The organism is Collinsella aerofaciens (assembly GCF_001405375.1).
Taxonomy (GTDB): Bacteria; Actinomycetota; Coriobacteriia; order Coriobacteriales; family Coriobacteriaceae; genus Collinsella; species Collinsella aerofaciens_F.
Map to the genome: position 1 here is coordinate 142,856 of NZ_CYYP01000001.1, position 16,614 is coordinate 159,469.

19 protein-coding genes and 1 pseudogene are annotated in these 16,614 nt (G+C 60.4%); 3 read left to right on the forward strand and 17 right to left on the reverse strand.

What is annotated here, in order from left to right:
• A partial coding sequence (gene ssnA / locus ARB25_RS00675) for a putative aminohydrolase SsnA (RefSeq protein WP_055285182.1) occupies positions 1-1,243 on the reverse strand: 1,243 nt, incomplete at its 3' end.
• A 195-nt stretch (positions 1,244-1,438) separates the two neighbouring features.
• On the reverse strand, positions 1,439-2,833 hold the full coding sequence (locus tag ARB25_RS00680; RefSeq protein ID WP_055285183.1) for a uracil-xanthine permease family protein: 1,395 nt from the start codon (positions 2,831-2,833) through the stop codon (positions 1,439-1,441).
• 352 nt (positions 2,834-3,185) lie between these two features.
• On the opposite strand from ARB25_RS00680, the gene ARB25_RS00685 reads away from it, so the two are divergent.
• Entirely contained in the window at positions 3,186-3,842 is a 657-nt protein-coding gene (locus tag ARB25_RS00685) for a helix-turn-helix transcriptional regulator (protein WP_253276019.1), read from the forward strand.
• Positions 3,843-3,954: 112 nt separating this feature from the next.
• Here ARB25_RS00685 and ARB25_RS00690 read toward each other — a convergent pair whose 3' ends face one another.
• Positions 3,955-4,332, reverse strand: a complete 378-nt coding sequence (locus ARB25_RS00690) for a RidA family protein (protein WP_055285184.1) — start codon at positions 4,330-4,332, stop codon at positions 3,955-3,957.
• Positions 4,333-4,632: 300 nt separating this feature from the next.
• On the opposite strand from ARB25_RS00690, the gene ARB25_RS00695 reads away from it, so the two are divergent.
• Positions 4,633-7,128 carry a U32 family peptidase gene (locus ARB25_RS00695; RefSeq protein ID WP_055285185.1) on the forward strand — a complete coding sequence of 832 codons (2,496 nt, stop codon included), beginning with the start codon at positions 4,633-4,635 and terminating at the stop codon, positions 7,126-7,128.
• Between the two features lie 15 nt (positions 7,129-7,143).
• On the forward strand, positions 7,144-7,803 hold the full coding sequence (locus ARB25_RS00700) for an RluA family pseudouridine synthase (protein WP_253276020.1): 660 nt from the start codon (positions 7,144-7,146) through the stop codon (positions 7,801-7,803).
• Positions 7,804-8,145: 342 nt separating this feature from the next.
• Here the strand turns inward: ARB25_RS00700 and ARB25_RS00705 are convergent, their stop codons facing one another.
• The 14 genes and pseudogenes from ARB25_RS00705 to rplC form a co-directional block, all read right to left on the reverse strand.
• Positions 8,146-8,892, reverse strand: coding sequence for a DeoR/GlpR family DNA-binding transcription regulator (locus ARB25_RS00705; RefSeq protein WP_055285186.1), 747 nt, complete (start codon positions 8,890-8,892; stop codon positions 8,146-8,148).
• 3 nt (positions 8,893-8,895) lie between these two features.
• Positions 8,896-9,975 carry a Gfo/Idh/MocA family protein gene (locus ARB25_RS00710; protein WP_082421804.1) on the reverse strand — a complete coding sequence of 360 codons (1,080 nt, stop codon included), beginning with the start codon at positions 9,973-9,975 and terminating at the stop codon, positions 8,896-8,898.
• A 524-nt stretch (positions 9,976-10,499) separates the two neighbouring features.
• Positions 10,500-10,805 carry a 50S ribosomal protein L24 gene (rplX, locus tag ARB25_RS00715; protein WP_006235043.1) on the reverse strand — a complete coding sequence of 102 codons (306 nt, stop codon included), beginning with the start codon at positions 10,803-10,805 and terminating at the stop codon, positions 10,500-10,502.
• 13 nt (positions 10,806-10,818) lie between these two features.
• Positions 10,819-11,187: a 50S ribosomal protein L14 gene (gene rplN, locus ARB25_RS00720; protein ID WP_006235041.1), complete on the reverse strand. Its 369-nt coding sequence runs from the start codon at positions 11,185-11,187 to the stop codon at positions 10,819-10,821.
• Positions 11,188-11,305: 118 nt separating this feature from the next.
• Positions 11,306-11,566, reverse strand: a complete 261-nt coding sequence (rpsQ, locus tag ARB25_RS00725; RefSeq protein ID WP_006235040.1) for a 30S ribosomal protein S17 — start codon at positions 11,564-11,566, stop codon at positions 11,306-11,308.
• A 16-nt stretch (positions 11,567-11,582) separates the two neighbouring features.
• A complete protein-coding gene (gene rpmC, locus ARB25_RS00730) occupies positions 11,583-11,798 on the reverse strand; it encodes a 50S ribosomal protein L29 (protein ID WP_006235039.1) in 216 nt (71 codons plus the stop codon).
• Between the two features lie 86 nt (positions 11,799-11,884).
• Positions 11,885-12,301 (reverse strand): annotated as a pseudogene (gene rplP / locus ARB25_RS00735) (50S ribosomal protein L16); the annotation flags it as partial.
• Complete coding sequence (rpsC, locus tag ARB25_RS00740; RefSeq protein WP_006235037.1) at positions 12,301-13,011, reverse strand: 30S ribosomal protein S3; 711 nt, start codon at positions 13,009-13,011, stop codon at positions 12,301-12,303. The pseudogene rplP and the gene rpsC, both read right to left, overlap by 1 nt.
• Before the next feature lie 6 nt (positions 13,012-13,017).
• Positions 13,018-13,389: a 50S ribosomal protein L22 gene (rplV, locus tag ARB25_RS00745; protein ID WP_006235036.1), complete on the reverse strand. Its 372-nt coding sequence runs from the start codon at positions 13,387-13,389 to the stop codon at positions 13,018-13,020.
• A gap of 14 nt (positions 13,390-13,403) precedes the next feature.
• Positions 13,404-13,664: a 30S ribosomal protein S19 gene (rpsS, locus tag ARB25_RS00750; protein ID WP_006235035.1), complete on the reverse strand. Its 261-nt coding sequence runs from the start codon at positions 13,662-13,664 to the stop codon at positions 13,404-13,406.
• Positions 13,665-13,696: 32 nt separating this feature from the next.
• A complete protein-coding gene (gene rplB, locus ARB25_RS00755) occupies positions 13,697-14,527 on the reverse strand; it encodes a 50S ribosomal protein L2 (RefSeq protein ID WP_022094198.1) in 831 nt (276 codons plus the stop codon).
• Positions 14,528-14,706: 179 nt separating this feature from the next.
• Positions 14,707-14,994, reverse strand: a complete 288-nt coding sequence (gene rplW / locus ARB25_RS00760) for a 50S ribosomal protein L23 (protein WP_022094197.1) — start codon at positions 14,992-14,994, stop codon at positions 14,707-14,709.
• Positions 14,995-15,621 (reverse strand): 50S ribosomal protein L4, encoded by a 627-nt coding sequence (rplD, locus tag ARB25_RS00765; protein WP_006235032.1) that lies wholly within the window; start codon positions 15,619-15,621, stop codon positions 14,995-14,997.
• Positions 15,622-15,667: 46 nt separating this feature from the next.
• Positions 15,668-16,288: a 50S ribosomal protein L3 gene (gene rplC / locus ARB25_RS00770; RefSeq protein WP_035137484.1), complete on the reverse strand. Its 621-nt coding sequence runs from the start codon at positions 16,286-16,288 to the stop codon at positions 15,668-15,670.
• Positions 16,289-16,614 lie beyond the last annotated feature (326 nt).

The following is a 16,614-nucleotide window of genomic DNA, read 5'->3' on the forward strand; positions in this document are numbered from 1 at the left end:
GGCCGTTGATGATGGTGGTGCGGCAGTTTTTGCCCATCATGCCAAAGAGCATGTGGCCGTCGATATTCTCCTCGCTCAGCGGCGTAAAGGGCTTGTAGTCCATAACGATAACGTCGGCGGCAGCGCCGGCCTCGAGCACACCGAGCTTGCGATCGAAGTACTTGCTCGCCATCTTGGCGTTGTTCTCGAACAGCATCGTCATGGCCTCGCACCAGCCCACGTTGGGCATGGCGGCGTTGTGGCGCTGAATAATCAGGAAGACCTTAAGGCTCTCGAGCATATCGTGGGTGTAGGCGTCGGTGCCCATGCACACGGGGATGCCGCGGCGGAAGAACTCGAGCACGGGGGCGCAGCCCACGGCGTTGCCCATATTGGATTCGGGGTTGTTGACCAGCCAAGTGCCGGACTCCTTGACGATATCCATCTCGGCAGGCGTCACGTGGATGCAGTGGCCCAGCATGGTGTCGGGACCCAGCAGGTTGTGCTGCAGCAGGCGCTCGACGGGGCTGATGCCACCGCGGTTGAGGCGGGAGTCCCACACGTCGTTCATGCCCTCGCACACATGGATGTGGAAGCCGGTCAGGCCGTTGTTGGCCTCGGCCATCTTATCCATGGTCTCGTCCGAAAGCGTAAAGGTAGCATGTCCGCCAAACATGGCGGCGATCATGTGGTTGTCGTTATCGCGACGCTCCTTGGCGGCCCACTGGGCAAATTCGGCGTTCTCGGCAATGGCCTGGTCGCACTTTTCCTGGCCGCGGCGATCGGAGACCTCGTAGCACAGGCACGAACGCATGCCCAGCTCCTGAGCTGCATCCTTAATGGTAAAGAGGCTTCCCGGAATCTCGCAGAAGCTCGCATGGTGATCGAAGATCGTGGTGACGCCATCACGGATGGAGTCCAAAATCGTAGCATAGGCGCTGGCCTTGGTGCCGTCGAGCGTCAGGTTGTCGTCGATCTTCCACCACTGCTGCTCGAGATTCTCCAAGAAGTTGGTGGGGTTGCAGCCCTTAATGGCAAGGCCGCGGGCCAGACCCGAGTAGATGTGGGTGTGGCAGTTGATGAGTCCGGGCATGATGAGGTTGCCCTGGGCATCGACGTACTCGGCATCCGGGTACTTGGCCTTGAGCTCGCGCTCGGGGCCCACTTCGACGATCGTATCTCCGTCAATGGCGACCGCACCGTTTGGAATAAACGGGGTCTGAGCGTTGCGGGTAAAGACGGAACCGTTAGCGACCAGAAGCATGGATGCTCCCTTCAACATCAGAGGCGGGGTTTGACACCTCTGACATGGCGGAGTGCGAAGCGCCGGCCTACACCGGAAACGGGCCCTCTCCCGTCAACGCTTCACCAAAGGGACAAACCCTTTGAAGTGCGGCTTGGTGCCGCATGGCGTCGGCGGACGAGGCGATGCGTCCGCCGACGAATAGCACCGAATTGGTTACTTCTTGCTCTCGGGCAAGACCAGATCCACGGCAGCGTCCTTAGCAGCATCGATGTGCTGAGCCACGACCGGCGTCTGCGGAAGGATCAGGTTAAGGACAATGGCCATGATGGCGGTGGGGGTTACGGCATTGGAGCCGATGACGGTGGACACCCAGGCGGGCATACCCTCGCCGGCAAGGCAACCGCTGGCCATCCAGATACCCAGGCCAAAGACGACGGAGGTGCCGACGATGGTGGTAGTGCGCTGCGTGAGGCCCTCGCGGGTGAACATGCGCACGCCGTTCATGGTGATGGTGCCAAAGACGCCGACGGTCGCGCCGCCGATGACGGGCTGCGGGATAGCGGAAAGGACGGCAGAGAGCTGCGGGAACAGACCGGCGATGGCAAAGACGGCCGCAATGATCACAAAGACCCACTTGTTGACGACCTTGTTGGAGCAGATGATGCCCACGTTCTGGCCAAGGGCGCTGGTGGGAAGACCGCCCAGCAGACCGCCGACCATAGAGGTGAGGCCCTGGGACACGATAGCGCCGGAGAGCTCGCGCTCGGTGGGCATACGGTCGATGGAGCCCAGGCAGGCGGCGGAGACGTCACCGATAACCTGGATGGCAACCATGGGGAACACGACGGCGAGGGTAATGCAGACCTCGGGATCAAACTCGAGCGCGTAGGGCATGAGCTTGGGAAGAGCGAAGACCTGAGCGGTGGCGACGCTGGAGAAGTCGATCATGCCAAAGGGGATGGAGACGATCATGCCAACGATCATGCCAAAGAACACGGATCCCAGCTTGAGCGTGCCCTTGCCAAAGTTGGCGAGCGCAAAGACCACGGCGAAGGTGATAAGAGCGACGCACCAGGCCTGCGGGGTGCCCCACAGCGGCGTACCCATACCGCCGGCCATATACTTGACGGCCGTGGGATACAGCGAAACGCCGATGGAGAAGATGACCGTACCGGTCACGACGGGCGGGAACAGCCACTTGATCTTGCTGTAGGCCAGACCAAAGAGGACCGCGACGGCGCCGCCGACGATCTCGCCACCCAGCAGCGCACCAAAGCTAAAGCCCGAGGCGCCCATGGCCTGCAGGGCCGGCAGGAACGCGAACGAAACGCCCATGACGATGGGCAGGCCGCCGCCGATGCGACGGAAGGGAGCGAAGGCCTGAAGGGCCGTGTCGATCGCCGAAAGAATGAGCGCGACCTGGATGATGTCGGTACTCTGCTGGCTATTAAAGCCGTAGACGCCGGCCATGATGACCGCCGGGGTAATGATGCCGGCAAACGATGCCAGTACGTGCTGAAGGGCACACGGGATCATTTCCTTAACGGGAGGCATGCCTTCGCGAGTGAACAGGGCTTCAGTGCCGTTCGTAACCGTCTCCTGGGTCATTTGACCACCAATCCTCGAAGTAGTTGTTTTCGCATCTGACGCTCTATTGTGACGCAGTGCGGGGTTGAGGTTGTGCCTTCATTGCATATCGTATTAAAGATGATTCTCATTCTCAATAATAATTTTTTGTTATCAGACTATTCTTCAGCTGAAATTACGCATTTCCGCAGGTCAGGAAAGTGTCTGGTCAAAATAACATCTAACATTTCTTTTGGTCAACCGTTTACCGCTAAATTCCTACCGTTCGTCTGCATTACGCAATGTACCTGCGGATATACGAGATGATGGGCAGCGTGTTACCATGAGAAAAAATTGTTATGAACATTTCCGATTTCACCCAAAGGAGTTGCCCGTGAACGAGACCGTACGTCGCTTTTTGCCGATGGTCGATTTTCTGGAGCAGATACTCGGCAAAAACAGCGAAATCGTGCTGCACGATTTCTCGGATCCCGACCACGCCATCGTCGATATTCGCAACGGCATCGTGAGCGGCCGCAAGGTCGGCGGTCCCGCCACCGATCTGGCACTCAAGATCATGCACGACGCCAAGTATCGCGACCTGCCGTTTATTACGGGCTACGAGGGGCGCGGTGCCGGCGGCAAGACGTTGGAGTCAGCGACGTACTTTATCCGCGAGAATGATGAGATCGTCGGTATGCTCTGCGTCAACACCGACCTCTCGACCGTGCGCTCCATCAACGCCATGGCGCAGCAGCTCATGGCGTGCTTCGACGCGGCGCCGACGCGCACGGAGCCCGCCCCTATCGAGGTCGAAAGCCTTTCGGAGTCCACACAGGAGCTCATCGACCGCAGCATTGCCGAGTTGCTGAGCGCGCGCGGGCTGGATGTAGCGTCGCTTGGTCAGAGCGACCGCGTGGACGTCATTCGCCACCTCAACGGTAACGGGGTGTTCATGCTCAAGGGCGCCGTGGCCTGCGCCGCCTCCGCGCTGGGCATCTCAGAGCCCAGCGTCTATCGCTACCTGCAAAAAGTCCGCAAGGAAGGCTAACGAGCAAAATGAAGCGCGGCTCCACAAGCGATCCGTCACTTGACAAAAGACCCTGCAGCTCGCACGCGCTGCAGGGTCTTTTTGCATGTCATGTTTAGTTGTGGCCAACGCCTTAGAGAGCGGCGACGACCTCGATCTCGACCAGACCGCCAGCCGGAAGGGCGGCAACCTGGAAAGCGCTGCGCGCGGGGAACGGGGCCTCGAACTTGGAGGCGTAGATCTCGTTCACGGCGGCGAAGTCGGCGATGTCGGCCAGGTAGACCGTGGTCTTGACGACATCGGCAAAGGTGGCGCCGGCAGCGGTCAGCAGGGCCTCGACGTTGGCGAGGGACTGCTTAGCCTGGGCCTCGACGCCCTCGGGCATCTTGCCAGTTGCGGGATCGATGCCCAGCTGGCCGGACAGGAACACCATGTTGCCGGCCTGGATACCGGGGGAATACGGGCCGATGGCTGCGGGTGCGTTATCGGAAGACACGACGGTCTTGCTCATGTTTTTCTCCTTACGATCAATTGAGAGAGCGTGAGCGCGGTGTTCACACCGGGAGGCACAGTTCGGTCTGAACACCGCGCTTGATTGGGATAGTACTCAAGGTTTCTGTTTGATGCAAGAATATTATCAGCTTGCGAGAATATTTTATCGCCCAACGGTTTCCCCGAACCGCTGAACGGTTCTCATGTGGAGCAGCCAGTCCAAGCTGCTGAAGACTTTGTCCTGCTTAGGCTGCGGGCGTCGCCCACCGCAGCGACGCCACTATACTTTTGAGTGTCTGAGCATTTTGAAAGGCAGGATATGACCGCAACCGCCAGTCGAACCACCAACCGCAGACCCGAGCTTTTAGCGCCCGCCGGAGGACCCGAGCCCTTTGCCGCCGCACTCGCCGCTGGCGCTGATGCCATCTACTGCGGCATGGGCAGCTTCAACGCCCGCCGCAAGGCCACCAACTTTACCGACGAGGCCTTTGAGCAAGCCTGCCGCGCCGCACATCTAGCCGGGTCGCGCGTCTACGTCACGGTCAACATCGTCATCAAGCAGTCCGAGATGGACGATGCGCTGCAACTCATCTATCGCTGCTCCACGCTGGGCGCCGACGCCTTCATTATCCAGGACTGGGGTCTGTTCTTTGAAGTCAAGCGCACCATGCCCGGCATCGAGACGCACATCTCAACCCAAGCAAACATCCACGACGACCGCGGAACCCTTTGGTGCCGTGAGCAGGGCGCCGACCGAGTGACCTTGTCGCGCGAGCTCTCCATTGACGAGATCGCCGCCATCCACGACGCCGCACCCGATGTGGACCTCGAGGTCTTTAGCCACGGTGCCATCTGCTTTTGTTACTCGGGCCTGTGCCTGCTCTCGAGCTTTGCCATGGCGGGCCGCTCGGCCAACCGCGGCATGTGCGCCCAGCCCTGCCGCCTGCCCTACGAGCTGATCGACGAGAACGGCCGCTCGCTCTCCCCTGCCGGTCGCGAGCGTGCGCTATGCCCGCGCGACACCAACACTTCGCAGCTTGTTCGCCGTCTGTATGACGCCGGCGCCGCATCGCTCAAGCTCGAGGGCCGCATGAAGGCCCCTGATTACGTGTACTCCATCGTCGACGTGTATCGTCATCAGATTGATGACATGCTGGCCGATGTTTCGACCTCCAAGGATGAGGATGCAGCCCGTCAGCGACAGCTCAAGCGCTGCTTTAACCGCGACTTTACGCACGCCTACCAAGACGGTACCTCGGGTGACGAGATGATGAGCTACGAGCGCTCCAACAACCGCGGCCAGATCGTGGGCACGGTGCTGGGCAGCCGCCCGGCCAACCGCGATGTGCGCGGCCTCAAGCCCGACGACCGCCGTCGCCGCGCCGCCATCGCCCGCATTGAGTTGTTTGAGCCCGTGGGCAAGGGCGACCTGCTGGAGCTTCGTCACGATAACGAGTTTGACCAGTTCCTGACCACCATTGCCGCCGATGATGCCGCCGCAGGCGACATCATCGAGTGCCGCGTGCCCCGCAGCATGCCCGAGGGCTGCCGCGTGCGCGTGATTCGAAGCCAGCGCGCCATTGACGCCGCCGGGGCTGCGCTCAAACGCGATGTGCTGCGCCGCCGCGCCGTAGACGTGTCCGTTGTGGCGCGTCTGGGCGAGCCGTTTACCGTTACGCTCACCTGCTGCGACGACCCTTCGCTTACGGCCACGGCCACGGGCTTTACCGTCGAGGCTGCCAAGACCCGCGCCGTCGAGGCATCCGATCTGGTTGAGCACGTCGGGCGCATGGGCTCCTCTCCCTTTGAGGCCGCAAGCTTTGACGTTTCGCTCGACGCCGGCTGCGGTATGGGCTTTTCCGCCGTGCACAAGGTGCGCGCCGCCGCTTGTAAGGCGCTGGAAGAGGCCATTCTGGCACCGTACGAGGAGCGCGCGAAAACGCTCGAGCTGCCGGCGATTGTAACCAGTGATTCCCGCCCCGCGCCCGAGCACTACCGCGATGAGCCGCAGATCTACGCCACCGTCACCTCGCTCGAGGCCGCCGAGGCCGCTCGCGCCGAGGGTGTAACGCGCATCTACATGACCACCGACGCGCTCGATGCGGCCGAGCTCTCCCCCGCCGATGCATTTGAGCAGGGCATCGTACCCGTGCTCGACGAGGTCTGCCGCGCCGTTGACCACGTACGCGTCGACCCGTGGGTTGTTGCCGGCGCCACGGTCGCTATTGGCAACATCTCTGAGCTTGCCCTGGCCGCCCAGGTTGGCGCCACGGCCGAGATTCGCTCTTGCCTGCCGGTGCACAACACGCCCTGCATGGAGGCGCTTGCCGGGCGCGGAGCCGGTGCGTTTTGGCTCTCGCCCGAGATCACGCTCGACGAGATTGTCTCGCTCGGCGCCGCCGCGCCCGCGGCTCTGGGCATCACCGTCTTTGGCCGCCCGCGCGTCATGACAAGCGAGCATTGCATTCTGCAGGTTGCCAACGGCTGCATCCACGATTGCGCCAACTGCCGCCTGCGTGCCCGCAAGCTCTCGCTCAAGAATATCGACGGAAAGGTCATGCCGGTGCGTACCGACATCCACGGCCGCTCACGCCTGTACGACGCCTACCCCATCGACCTCACGCCTCAGGTTCCTCAGCTGCTCGATGCCGGCGTGCGTCGTCTCATGGTGGACGGAACGCTGCTCGAAACGGATGAGATCGCCCGTGCCGTCGCTCGCGTCCGTCGCGCCGTCGAGGCAGCGCAGGCCGGCCGCAAGCCCGCCGCCCGCCTACGCGGGGCGACCTCGGGCTGCATGTTTGTGGGAATCAGCTAACCGAAAGGCTAACACGTGAACGAAGAACCTCAAGTCCTCTACTGCGACGCCTGGCTCATGGCCATCGACAAGCCCGCCGGCATGATCGTCCACGGCGACGGCACCGGAGAGCGCACGCTCACCGACTACGCCAGCGACCTGCTGCTGGCGATGGGCGACGGCTTTGCCGCGACCGACATGCAGCCGCTCAACCGCTTGGACCGTGACACCACCGGCGTGGTGCTGTTTTCGCTCGACAAGCAGACGCAGCCCTCCTTTGACCAGATGGTCATCGACCACGCTTTCGAAAAGCACTATCTGGCGCTCGCCGAGGGCAAGATCGACTGGAACGAAAAGCTCATCGACAAGCCCATCGCCCGCGACCGTCACGACAGCCGAAAGATGCGCGTCGGCGCCAGCGGCAAGCCGTCTCAAACGCGCGTGAAGGTGCTCAAACGCCTTAAGAGCCGTCGTGGCCTGCCCACGCGCTCGTATATCGATGTCGAGTTGCTCACCGGCCGCAAGCACCAAATCCGTGTGCACCTGGCAAGCGAGCATCATCCCCTGGTTGGCGACGACCTGTACGGAACGCCGCGCCCCTGCGGCCTGATGCTCCACGCCCACAGCGTGTCCTTCACGCATCCCGTAACCGGCGAGCACATCCACATCGAAGCCCCCTGCCCCTGGGAGCCCTAAACCACCACAATCGGGACAGGCACCTTTGTGGTGGTTTTGCCGCAATGGCTCAGCCGCGGTCCCAAAACGTCTCGATCTGTAACAGTTAGAACCCATTTTCCGGTCTATCTGTTACAGATCGAGACATTCGAATCCCCCTCAAGGGAAAATCTCAATCTGCAACACCTAGCCCACTTTTAACGGTCCAGTTGTTACAGACTTAGACAAACCGGCAGACAACGAAAGCGGCAACGCCCGTGATGGACGTTGCCGCTTTTCTATTGAGAAAACTACTCGGTTTTCGTTACTAACCACCACAATGGGGACAGGCACCTTCGTGGTGGTTTTGGCCTTGTCTCGCTGTTAGACAGTGATGACGTTGTCCATTGCCCGGTACTTGGCGGGGACCTCGCCCGCAGTGATAATCGTTGCGTCGCGGAAGTCCGCGAACTTGACGGGCGCCACCATGCCAAATTTACTGGCGTCCGAGATTACAAAGCGTTTGGCGGTATGGCGCATCGAGATACGCTTGACCTGTGCTTCCTCGATATCGGGCGCCGTGAAGCCCTGCTCGGCGGCAATGCCGTTAGAGCCCCAAAAGCCACAGTTGAAGTTGTAGCGGTCTAAGGTTGCCAAGGCATCGGGGCCAACGAGCGCCTCGGTCTCGGGTTTAAGCTCGCCGCCCAGCACCACGGTGCGCATGCCGCGCACAGCGAGATGCTGAGCATGGAGCACGGAATCAGTCACATAGGTGACCGATTCGAGATGCGGAAGATGCTCGATGAGTCTGAGCGTTGTCGAACCCGAATCGATGTACACAAAGCTCTCGGGCTCCACGAGCGCCGCGGCGCGGGCGCAGATACGCTCCTTGTCGTCGTTATGGAGATCACTGCGCTCACTGATCGTTAGGTCGCGCGTCACGTGCGCGCGCTCAAGACTTGTCGCGCCACCGTGCACCTTGGCGATGCGGTGCGCTCGGTCGAGCGTCTGTAGGTCGCGTCGAATGGTAGAGGCCGTCACGCCCAGGGCATCGGCAAGCTCGGGCACCGTTACCGAGCCAGCCTGCTGCACCATCGACACGATCGTATTGAGCCTATCTTCCGCAAGCATCGCTTACTCCTCCTCGGGGTAGACGACTCCCCAATCGGCGCGGAGCTTGGTCATGAGCTCCATCACATCAGAAGCATAATCCAGAAGCTCACGCTTGGAATCGTCGCCGGCGACGGCCTGCTCGAGGTCAGCCATCTCGTAGCACAGGGCATAAGCCTCGGTGCCCGCGGCGACCTCCTCGCGATGACCGTCCGCGGTCCACACGATCGTCGCGTGATCGGCGCGCGGATACTCGTTGACCTCGACATAGCAATTGTCAAAGCTGATAACCGAGCGCTTGGGCTGCTTGGAGTGGAGCGTAAGGCTCACAACACCCAGCTGCTGCTCGGCATTACGGCAGACGATGCCGCCTGCAACGTCCACGCCGGTCTCACAGGTGTTGCCCAGCGAAACGACCTCGGCGGGCTGGCTTGCCATAAAGAGGCGCATGACGGACAGGGCATACACGCCAATGTCGAGCATGGCGCCGCCGGCAAGGTTGCGGTTGTAGAAGCGATTGGTCAGATCGCCGTACTCCTTGTAGCTGCCAAAGTTGAGCTGAGCGAGGTTCATGCGGCCAAAGTCGCCCGCATCCATGCGACGGCGCAGCTCCTGATACAGCGGCATGTGGAGCACCGTGGTGGCGTCCATAAGGACCACGTTGTGCTCGTCGGCGATGGCACGGGCCTCGTCGAGCTCGGCAGAGTTGAGGGTAATGGCCTTTTCGCAGAGCACGTGCTTGCCAGCTGCCAGAGCGGCTCGCAGGTAGGTGATATGCGTGTTGTGCGGCGTGGTGATATAGACGGCGTCGATATCCGGATCGGCGTAGAGGTCCTCGACCGTCTCATAGACCTTCTCGATGCCATACTGCTCGGCAAAAGCTTGAGCCTTGGATAGCGTACGGTTTGCGACGCCCGCAAGCTTGCGGCCGGCAAGAGCTAGAGACTGGGCCATCTGGTTGGCGATAACGCCGCAACCGATCACAGCCCAGCGAAGCTCGGGAGCCGTAAAAATGTCGTCGGGGAACGGCCGATCCTGGACCGAGGCAAACGCCGCCTTAGCGGTTGCTTCGGCGTCGAGCGGAGCCTGTTTGGAATCTGCCATGAGTGCCTCCTGAGTCATCGGAAGTCCTTCATTTCTAACAGCCCTATATTCGCACAATTGCGCGCGCTTCTGCTTGTATTTGCGTGTTTATTTGTTTATCGGTCATTATTTAACAATAGTTAGCAGATATTTGCGCGGCCATGCGCATCATCGCGCAAGACTCTGCGCGTAAATGCGCATGCGACAATCCTTGTGAAACATATAAGGGCGGAGCACCAAAGCCCTAAAGACAGAGCCAGCTGTATTACTTCACTCCTCTGGGGGCACCAGACATCGAAGGACTGTCCCTAGGTGCCGCTTTCGTTGAAGCCTATCCTAGATGGCCAGATATACAGATCTAAAGACCGTCCCTATCAACTAGTCGTTTAAGAACGTCCCAAACGACTAGCCATTTAAGTCTGTCCCCAATGACTGCCAATCAACGGCCACTCATTTAAGTCTGTCCCCAATGAGTAGGGATAGAAAAAGACCCGGGTGCCGTGGGGCATCCGGGCCTTTGCTAGCAACTTGATGTTGCGGGCAGCTTAGAACTTGTGGCCGCACTTCTTGCAGACGCGCAGCTTGTTCTTGCCGTCCTTCTCGTGACCGACGCGGGTAACCTTACCGCACTCGGGGCAAACGAGATTGACGTTGGAGGCGTCGATGGGAGCCTCCTGCGAAACGATGCCGCCCTGCTGGTTGGCAGCGTTGGGCTTGACGGCCTTCTTAACGACCGAAACGCCCTCGACAACGACCTTGTTCTCGGCGGGGAGAGCACGCAGGACAACGCCCTGCTTGCCGCGATCCTTACCAGAGAGAACCTGGACCTTATCGCCCTTCTTGATATACATATATCTCCCCTAACTACAGGGTCTCGGGAGCGAGCGAGACGATCTTCATGTACTTCTTGTCACGAAGCTCGCGAGCGACGGGCCCGAAGATACGGGTGCCGACGGGCGAACCATCGTTGTTGATGACAACGCAGGCGTTCTCATCAAAGCGAATGTAGGAGCCATCCTTGCGGCGGATCTCCTTAACGGTGCGAACGACGACGCAACGGACAACGTCCTTCTTCTTGACGTTGGCGCCAGGGGTAGCCTCCTGGACAGCACCGATGAACACATCGCCGATGCCTGCATAACGACGCTTGGAACCGCCAAGCACCTTGATGCAGCGAATCTTGCGAGCGCCGGAGTTGTCGGCGACGTTCAGCATGGTTTGCATCTGAATCATGGTAGATGTTCCTCCGAACTAAGAACCGAAGAGAGGTGCGCAGCCTTTATACGGCCCGTGGTATGCAAGCCAGGCATACGCACATCTTCGGAAACGTACAAGTCGTAAGAGCGACTGCTTATTTAGCGCGCTCGACGACCTCGATGAGGCGCCAACGCTTCATCTTGGACATAGGACGGGTCTCCATAACGCGGACGGTATCGCCCACGCCAGCCGTGCACTCCTCGTCGTGAGCGTGCAGCTTCTTGGAGCTGGTCATCATCTTGCCGTACTTGGGGTGACGCTTGCGCTCGGTGATGGTGACAACAATGGTCTTGGCACCGGAGACGGAGGTAACGACACCCGTACGGACCTTACGCGAGTTACGCGAATCAGTCATGTTCTCTCCTTAGGTCCTACTCGGCGACAGCGGACTTCTCCGCTGCGATCTCGCGGGCGCGCTGCTCCGTGAGGACGCGAGCGATGTCCTTCTTCACGGTGTTGACGCGAGCGGTGTTGTCCAGCTGGCTGGTGGCCATCTGGAAACGAAGGTTAAAGAGCTCGGCGCGCATTTCCTTCAGCTTCTCAACGAGCTGAGCGTCCGAGAGCTCACGAATCTCTGCGGGCTTCATTAGTTCTCCTCCTTGGCGGCGGCGGCGTCCTCAGCAGCCCACTTGGCCTCGAGAGCGGCCTCCTCAGCCATCTCCTTCTCGATGCGCTGCTCAGCGTTCTTGGCAGCAACAATCTTGGTCTTGATGGGGAGCTTGTGCTGCGCAAGACGCAGAGCCTCGCGAGCGACCTCCTCGGGAACACCCTTGACCTCGAACATGATGCGGCCGGGCTTGACGACGGCCACCCACTCCTCGGGGTTACCCTTACCAGAACCCATGCGAGTCTCGGCAGGCTTCTTGGTGATGGGCTTATCGGGGAAGATCGTGATGTAGACACGACCGCCACGCTTCATGTAGCGGGTCATGGCAATACGAGCGGCCTCGATCTGACGGTTGGTGATCCAATGGGCCTCGAGAGCCTGGATACCAAACTCGCCGAAATGCAGCTCGGTATTACCCTTGGCCTGGCCCTTCATGGAACCACGCTGCACCTTGCGGTGAAGAATACGCTTAGGGGCAAGCACTACTGACCCCTCCTCTCGGAGTTACGACGACGAGGACGGGAAGAGCCCTCGAGTGCAGGGTTGGGAACAGGCTGGCCCGGGAGCTTCTCGCCCAGGTAGATCCAGACCTTCACGCCGCAAGCGCCCATGGTGGTGCTGGCGACAGCCGTGCCGTAGTCGATCTTGGCACGGAGGGTGTGCAGAGGCACGCGACCCTCACGGTACCACTCACGACGGCCCATCTCGGCACCGCCGAGACGACCGGAGCACTGGATACGGATGCCCTTAGCGCCGGCCTTGCGGGCGGACTGGACAGCCTTGCGCATAGCGCGACGGAAGGCAACGCGGCCCTCGAGCTGCTCGGCGATAGACTGAGCAACGAGGTTGGCGTCGAGCTCGGGGCGCTTGATCTCGACAACGTCGACGGAGAGCTGGCCCTTGGAGACACCAGCGACCTTCTCGAGCTCGGTGCGGAGGGTATCGATCTCGGCACCCTTCTTACCGATGACAACGCCGGGGCGAGCGGTGAGGATGATGACCTTCACCTTGTCGCCAGCGCGCTCGATCTCGACGCGGGAGACAGCTGCGCGGGAAAGACGCTTCTCGAGGTACTTGCGGATCTCGAGATCGTTACCGAGGGTCTTAGCGTAATCCTTCTCTGCGAACCAGCGGGAGCGCCAGTTCTCGGTGATGCCAAGACGGAAGCCGGTGGGGTAGACTTTCTGACCCATACAGCTTTACGCCTCCTTTCGAGGAGCAACGACGACGGTGATGTGGGAAGTACGCTTCAGAATGCGAGAAGCGGAACCCTTGGCGCGGGGACGGATGCGCTTAAGCGTCGGACCCTCGTCAACATAGGCAGCGGCGACAACCAGGTTGTCGGCACGCAGACCGTTGTTGTTCTCGGCGTTCGCAACGGCGGAACGGAGAACCTTCTCGACATCCACGGCGACGGCGCGGTCGCAGAAGTGGAGGATGTCGAAGGCCTGAGCGACAGGCTTGCGGCGGATCAGATCGACCACCAGGCGGGCCTTGCTGGGGGAAACACGCACGTACTTAGCGACGGCGCGAACCTCGGTGGCCTCAGTTTCAATAGACTTAGTTGCCATTTACGGTTAACCCCCTATTTGGCCTTGTGGCCACGGAACGTACGAGTCGGCGCGAACTCGCCGAGCTTGTGACCAACCATGGACTCGGTAACATACACGGGCACATGCTTGCGGCCGTCGTGGACGGCGATGGTGTGACCAACCATCTCGGGGAAGATGGTGGACGCGCGGGACCAGGTCTTCACGACGTCCTTCTTGCCAGCCTCGTTCATCGCGGTGATACGCGAGAGAAGGCGAGTCTCCACGAACGGGCCCTTTTTGAGACTTCTGCTCATAAGTGCTTTCTCCTAAAACTCGGTATCCGAAATTACTTCTTACGGCGACGAATGATGTGCTGGTTCGAGACCTTCTTCTTCTTGCGCGTACGAAGGCCCTTCGTCGGCTTACCCCAGGGGGTAACAGAGGGACGACCAGAGGTGTGGTTCTTGCCCTCGCCACCGCCGTGCGGGTGGTCGACAGGGTTCATGACGGTACCGCGGACGGTCGGGCGCACGTTCATGTGACGCTTACGGCCGGCCTTGCCGATGACGATGTTGGAGTGATCGGCGTTGCCGACCTCACCGACGGTGGCGCGGCAGGTAACGAGGATGCGGCGCATCTCGGAGGAAGGCATACGGACGATAGCGTACTTGCCCTCCTTACCCATCAGCTGGCAGGAGTTACCGGCGGAACGGGCGATAGCAGCGCCCTTGCCCGGCTGGAACTCGACGGCGTGGATGAGCGTACCGACGGGGATGTCGGCGAGGGGCAGAGCGTTGCCCGGCTTGATGTCGGCGTCAGAACCGGACATGATGGTCTGACCGACCTCGAGGCCCTTGGGGGCCAGGATGTAGCGCTTCTCACCGTCAGCGTAGTGCAGCAGAGCGATGCGAGCGGAACGGTTCGGATCGTACTCGATCGTGGCAACCTTGGCGGGCACGCCGTCCTTGTTGCGCTTGAAGTCGATCACGCGGTAACGACGCTTCACGCCGCCGCCCTGGTGGCGGGTGGTGATGCGGCCGTTGTTGTTACGACCGGCCTTCTTGGGCAGGGGCTCGAGAAGAGACTTCTCGGGCTTGGTGCAGGTGATCTCGGAGAAGTCGGAGATCGTCTGCCAACGCCTACCAGCGGAGGTCGGCTTAAGGTGCTTTACAGCCATTACAATCCCTTTCAATAGGAATCCGTTAGCCATCGCAGACAGGGATTCGAGGTTCTGCCTCGGGTGCGATGACACCGGACGTATACACGGTTCCGGGCGTGTCCATTTTATACGCCCAAAACCTTGAGCTCCCGCCTCCCCTATTTGGGAGGCATGAGCTCACTCAACAGCAGCGAGTCTTAGGCCTGGTTGCCAAAGACCTCGATGGTGTCGCCCTCGGCCAGCGTGACGATGGCCTTCTTCCAAGAACGGGTCTTGCCGGCGACATAGCGCACGCGCTTGGTCTTGGGCTTGACCGTCAGGGTGTTCACGCGAACGACCTTGACGCCGAAGATCTCCTCGACAGCGTCCTTGATCTGATACTTGTTAGCATCCTTGGCGACCTCGAACGTGTACTTGTTCAGCTCCATGCCGGAGAAGGAACGCTCGGACACGATCGGACGGATGATGATCTCGTGGGCGGTCATTTATGCAAGCACCTCCCCGAAGTGAGCGGCGATGTCGGCGGGCATCAACACAGCGTTGTTGTTGACGAGATCGTAGGTGTTGGCCTCGTCAGCGGTGATGATGAACGTCTTGGGAATGTTGCGGAACGACAGGTAGGCGTTGACGTCCTCATCGCGAACGATGATGGTCAGACGCTTGCCCTCAAGGCCGAGAGCCTTGAGCATGGCGACGGCAGCCTTGGTGGAAGGCTTCTCGAAGCCGTAGTCGTCGACGAGCACGAGCTCGCCATCGGCCAGCTTGGCGGACAGCGCGGAGCGCATAGCCAGCTTGACCTCCTTGTTGTTCATACGCTTAGCGTAAGAACGGGGCTTGGGGGCGAAGACAACGCCACCGTGACGCCACTGGGCAGCACGGATGGAACCCTGGCGGGCACGGCCGGTGCCCTTCTGACGCCAAGGCTTCTTGCCGCCACCGGAAACCTCAGAGCGGCCCTTAGCGGACTGGGTGCCCTGACGCCAAGAGGCCATCTGGCACTTGACGATGTGGTGCATAACGTGGATGTTCGGCTCGATGCCGTACACCTCAGCGGCGAGCTCGGCCTCGGCGACCTTCTTGCCCTCGCTGTTCTTTACTTCAAACTTTGCCATTTAAGTGTTCTCCTTGGTATGACGCTGGGCTAAATGGGCTGGGCCCTTAGGCCATACGGATGGCGACGAGACCATTCTTGGCACCCGGGACAGCGCCCTTGACCAAGATGAGGTTCTGCTCGGCATCGATGCGGACAACGGAAAGGTTCTTGACGGTAACGCGCTCGTTACCCATGTGACCGGCCATCTTGACGCCCTTGAGGACGCGCGCAGGATAGGCGCACTGACCGATAGAACCGGGGTGACGCTGGAAGTGAGAACCATGCGTCATAGGACCGCGGCGCTGACCCCAGCGCTTGATGCGACCCTGGAAGCCCTTACCCTTGGAGGTACCGATGACGTCAACCTTCTCGACATCAGCGAAATCAGCGACGGTGACGACCTCGCCGACCTTGTGCTCCTCGCCGTTCTCGACGCGGACCTCACGAAGGAAGCGGACAGGCTCGACGCCAGCCTTGGCGAAGTGACCAGCCATGGGCTTGTTCACGTTCTTGGCCTTGATGTCGCCGAAACCGATCTGGACGGCGTCATAGCCGTCGGTTGCCTGAGTTTTAACCTGCGAGACAGCGCAGGGGCCAGCCTGGATGACCGTGACGGGAACGACGTTGTCGTCCTCGTCCCAAACCTGGGTCATGCCAATCTTGCGGCCGAGAATCATGCTGATCAAGATATGATCCCAACTCTCGCGTGGTCTTGGGACAATGCATACACCACCGAGCGTACGCCCCTAGAGGACCACTACTTACACGACGTGCTCCCCAGCCTTGTATTGCGTCCGGACTACCTGACAACCCTATTAAGCAGGCATTTTGTCCAGCCAGAATACTCCCCTGGTTTCACACAGCTGTTTAGTATACACGGCTGCGGGCGTATCCATCGAGATTCATATTTCACTCACATTGTTTACGCAGGTAAAGTGCGTGGCACGTTCCCAGTGTGCGGCGGAGGGGGCGGGCCTGAGACATATTAAGGTTGCTGCTCTACAGTCCTGCT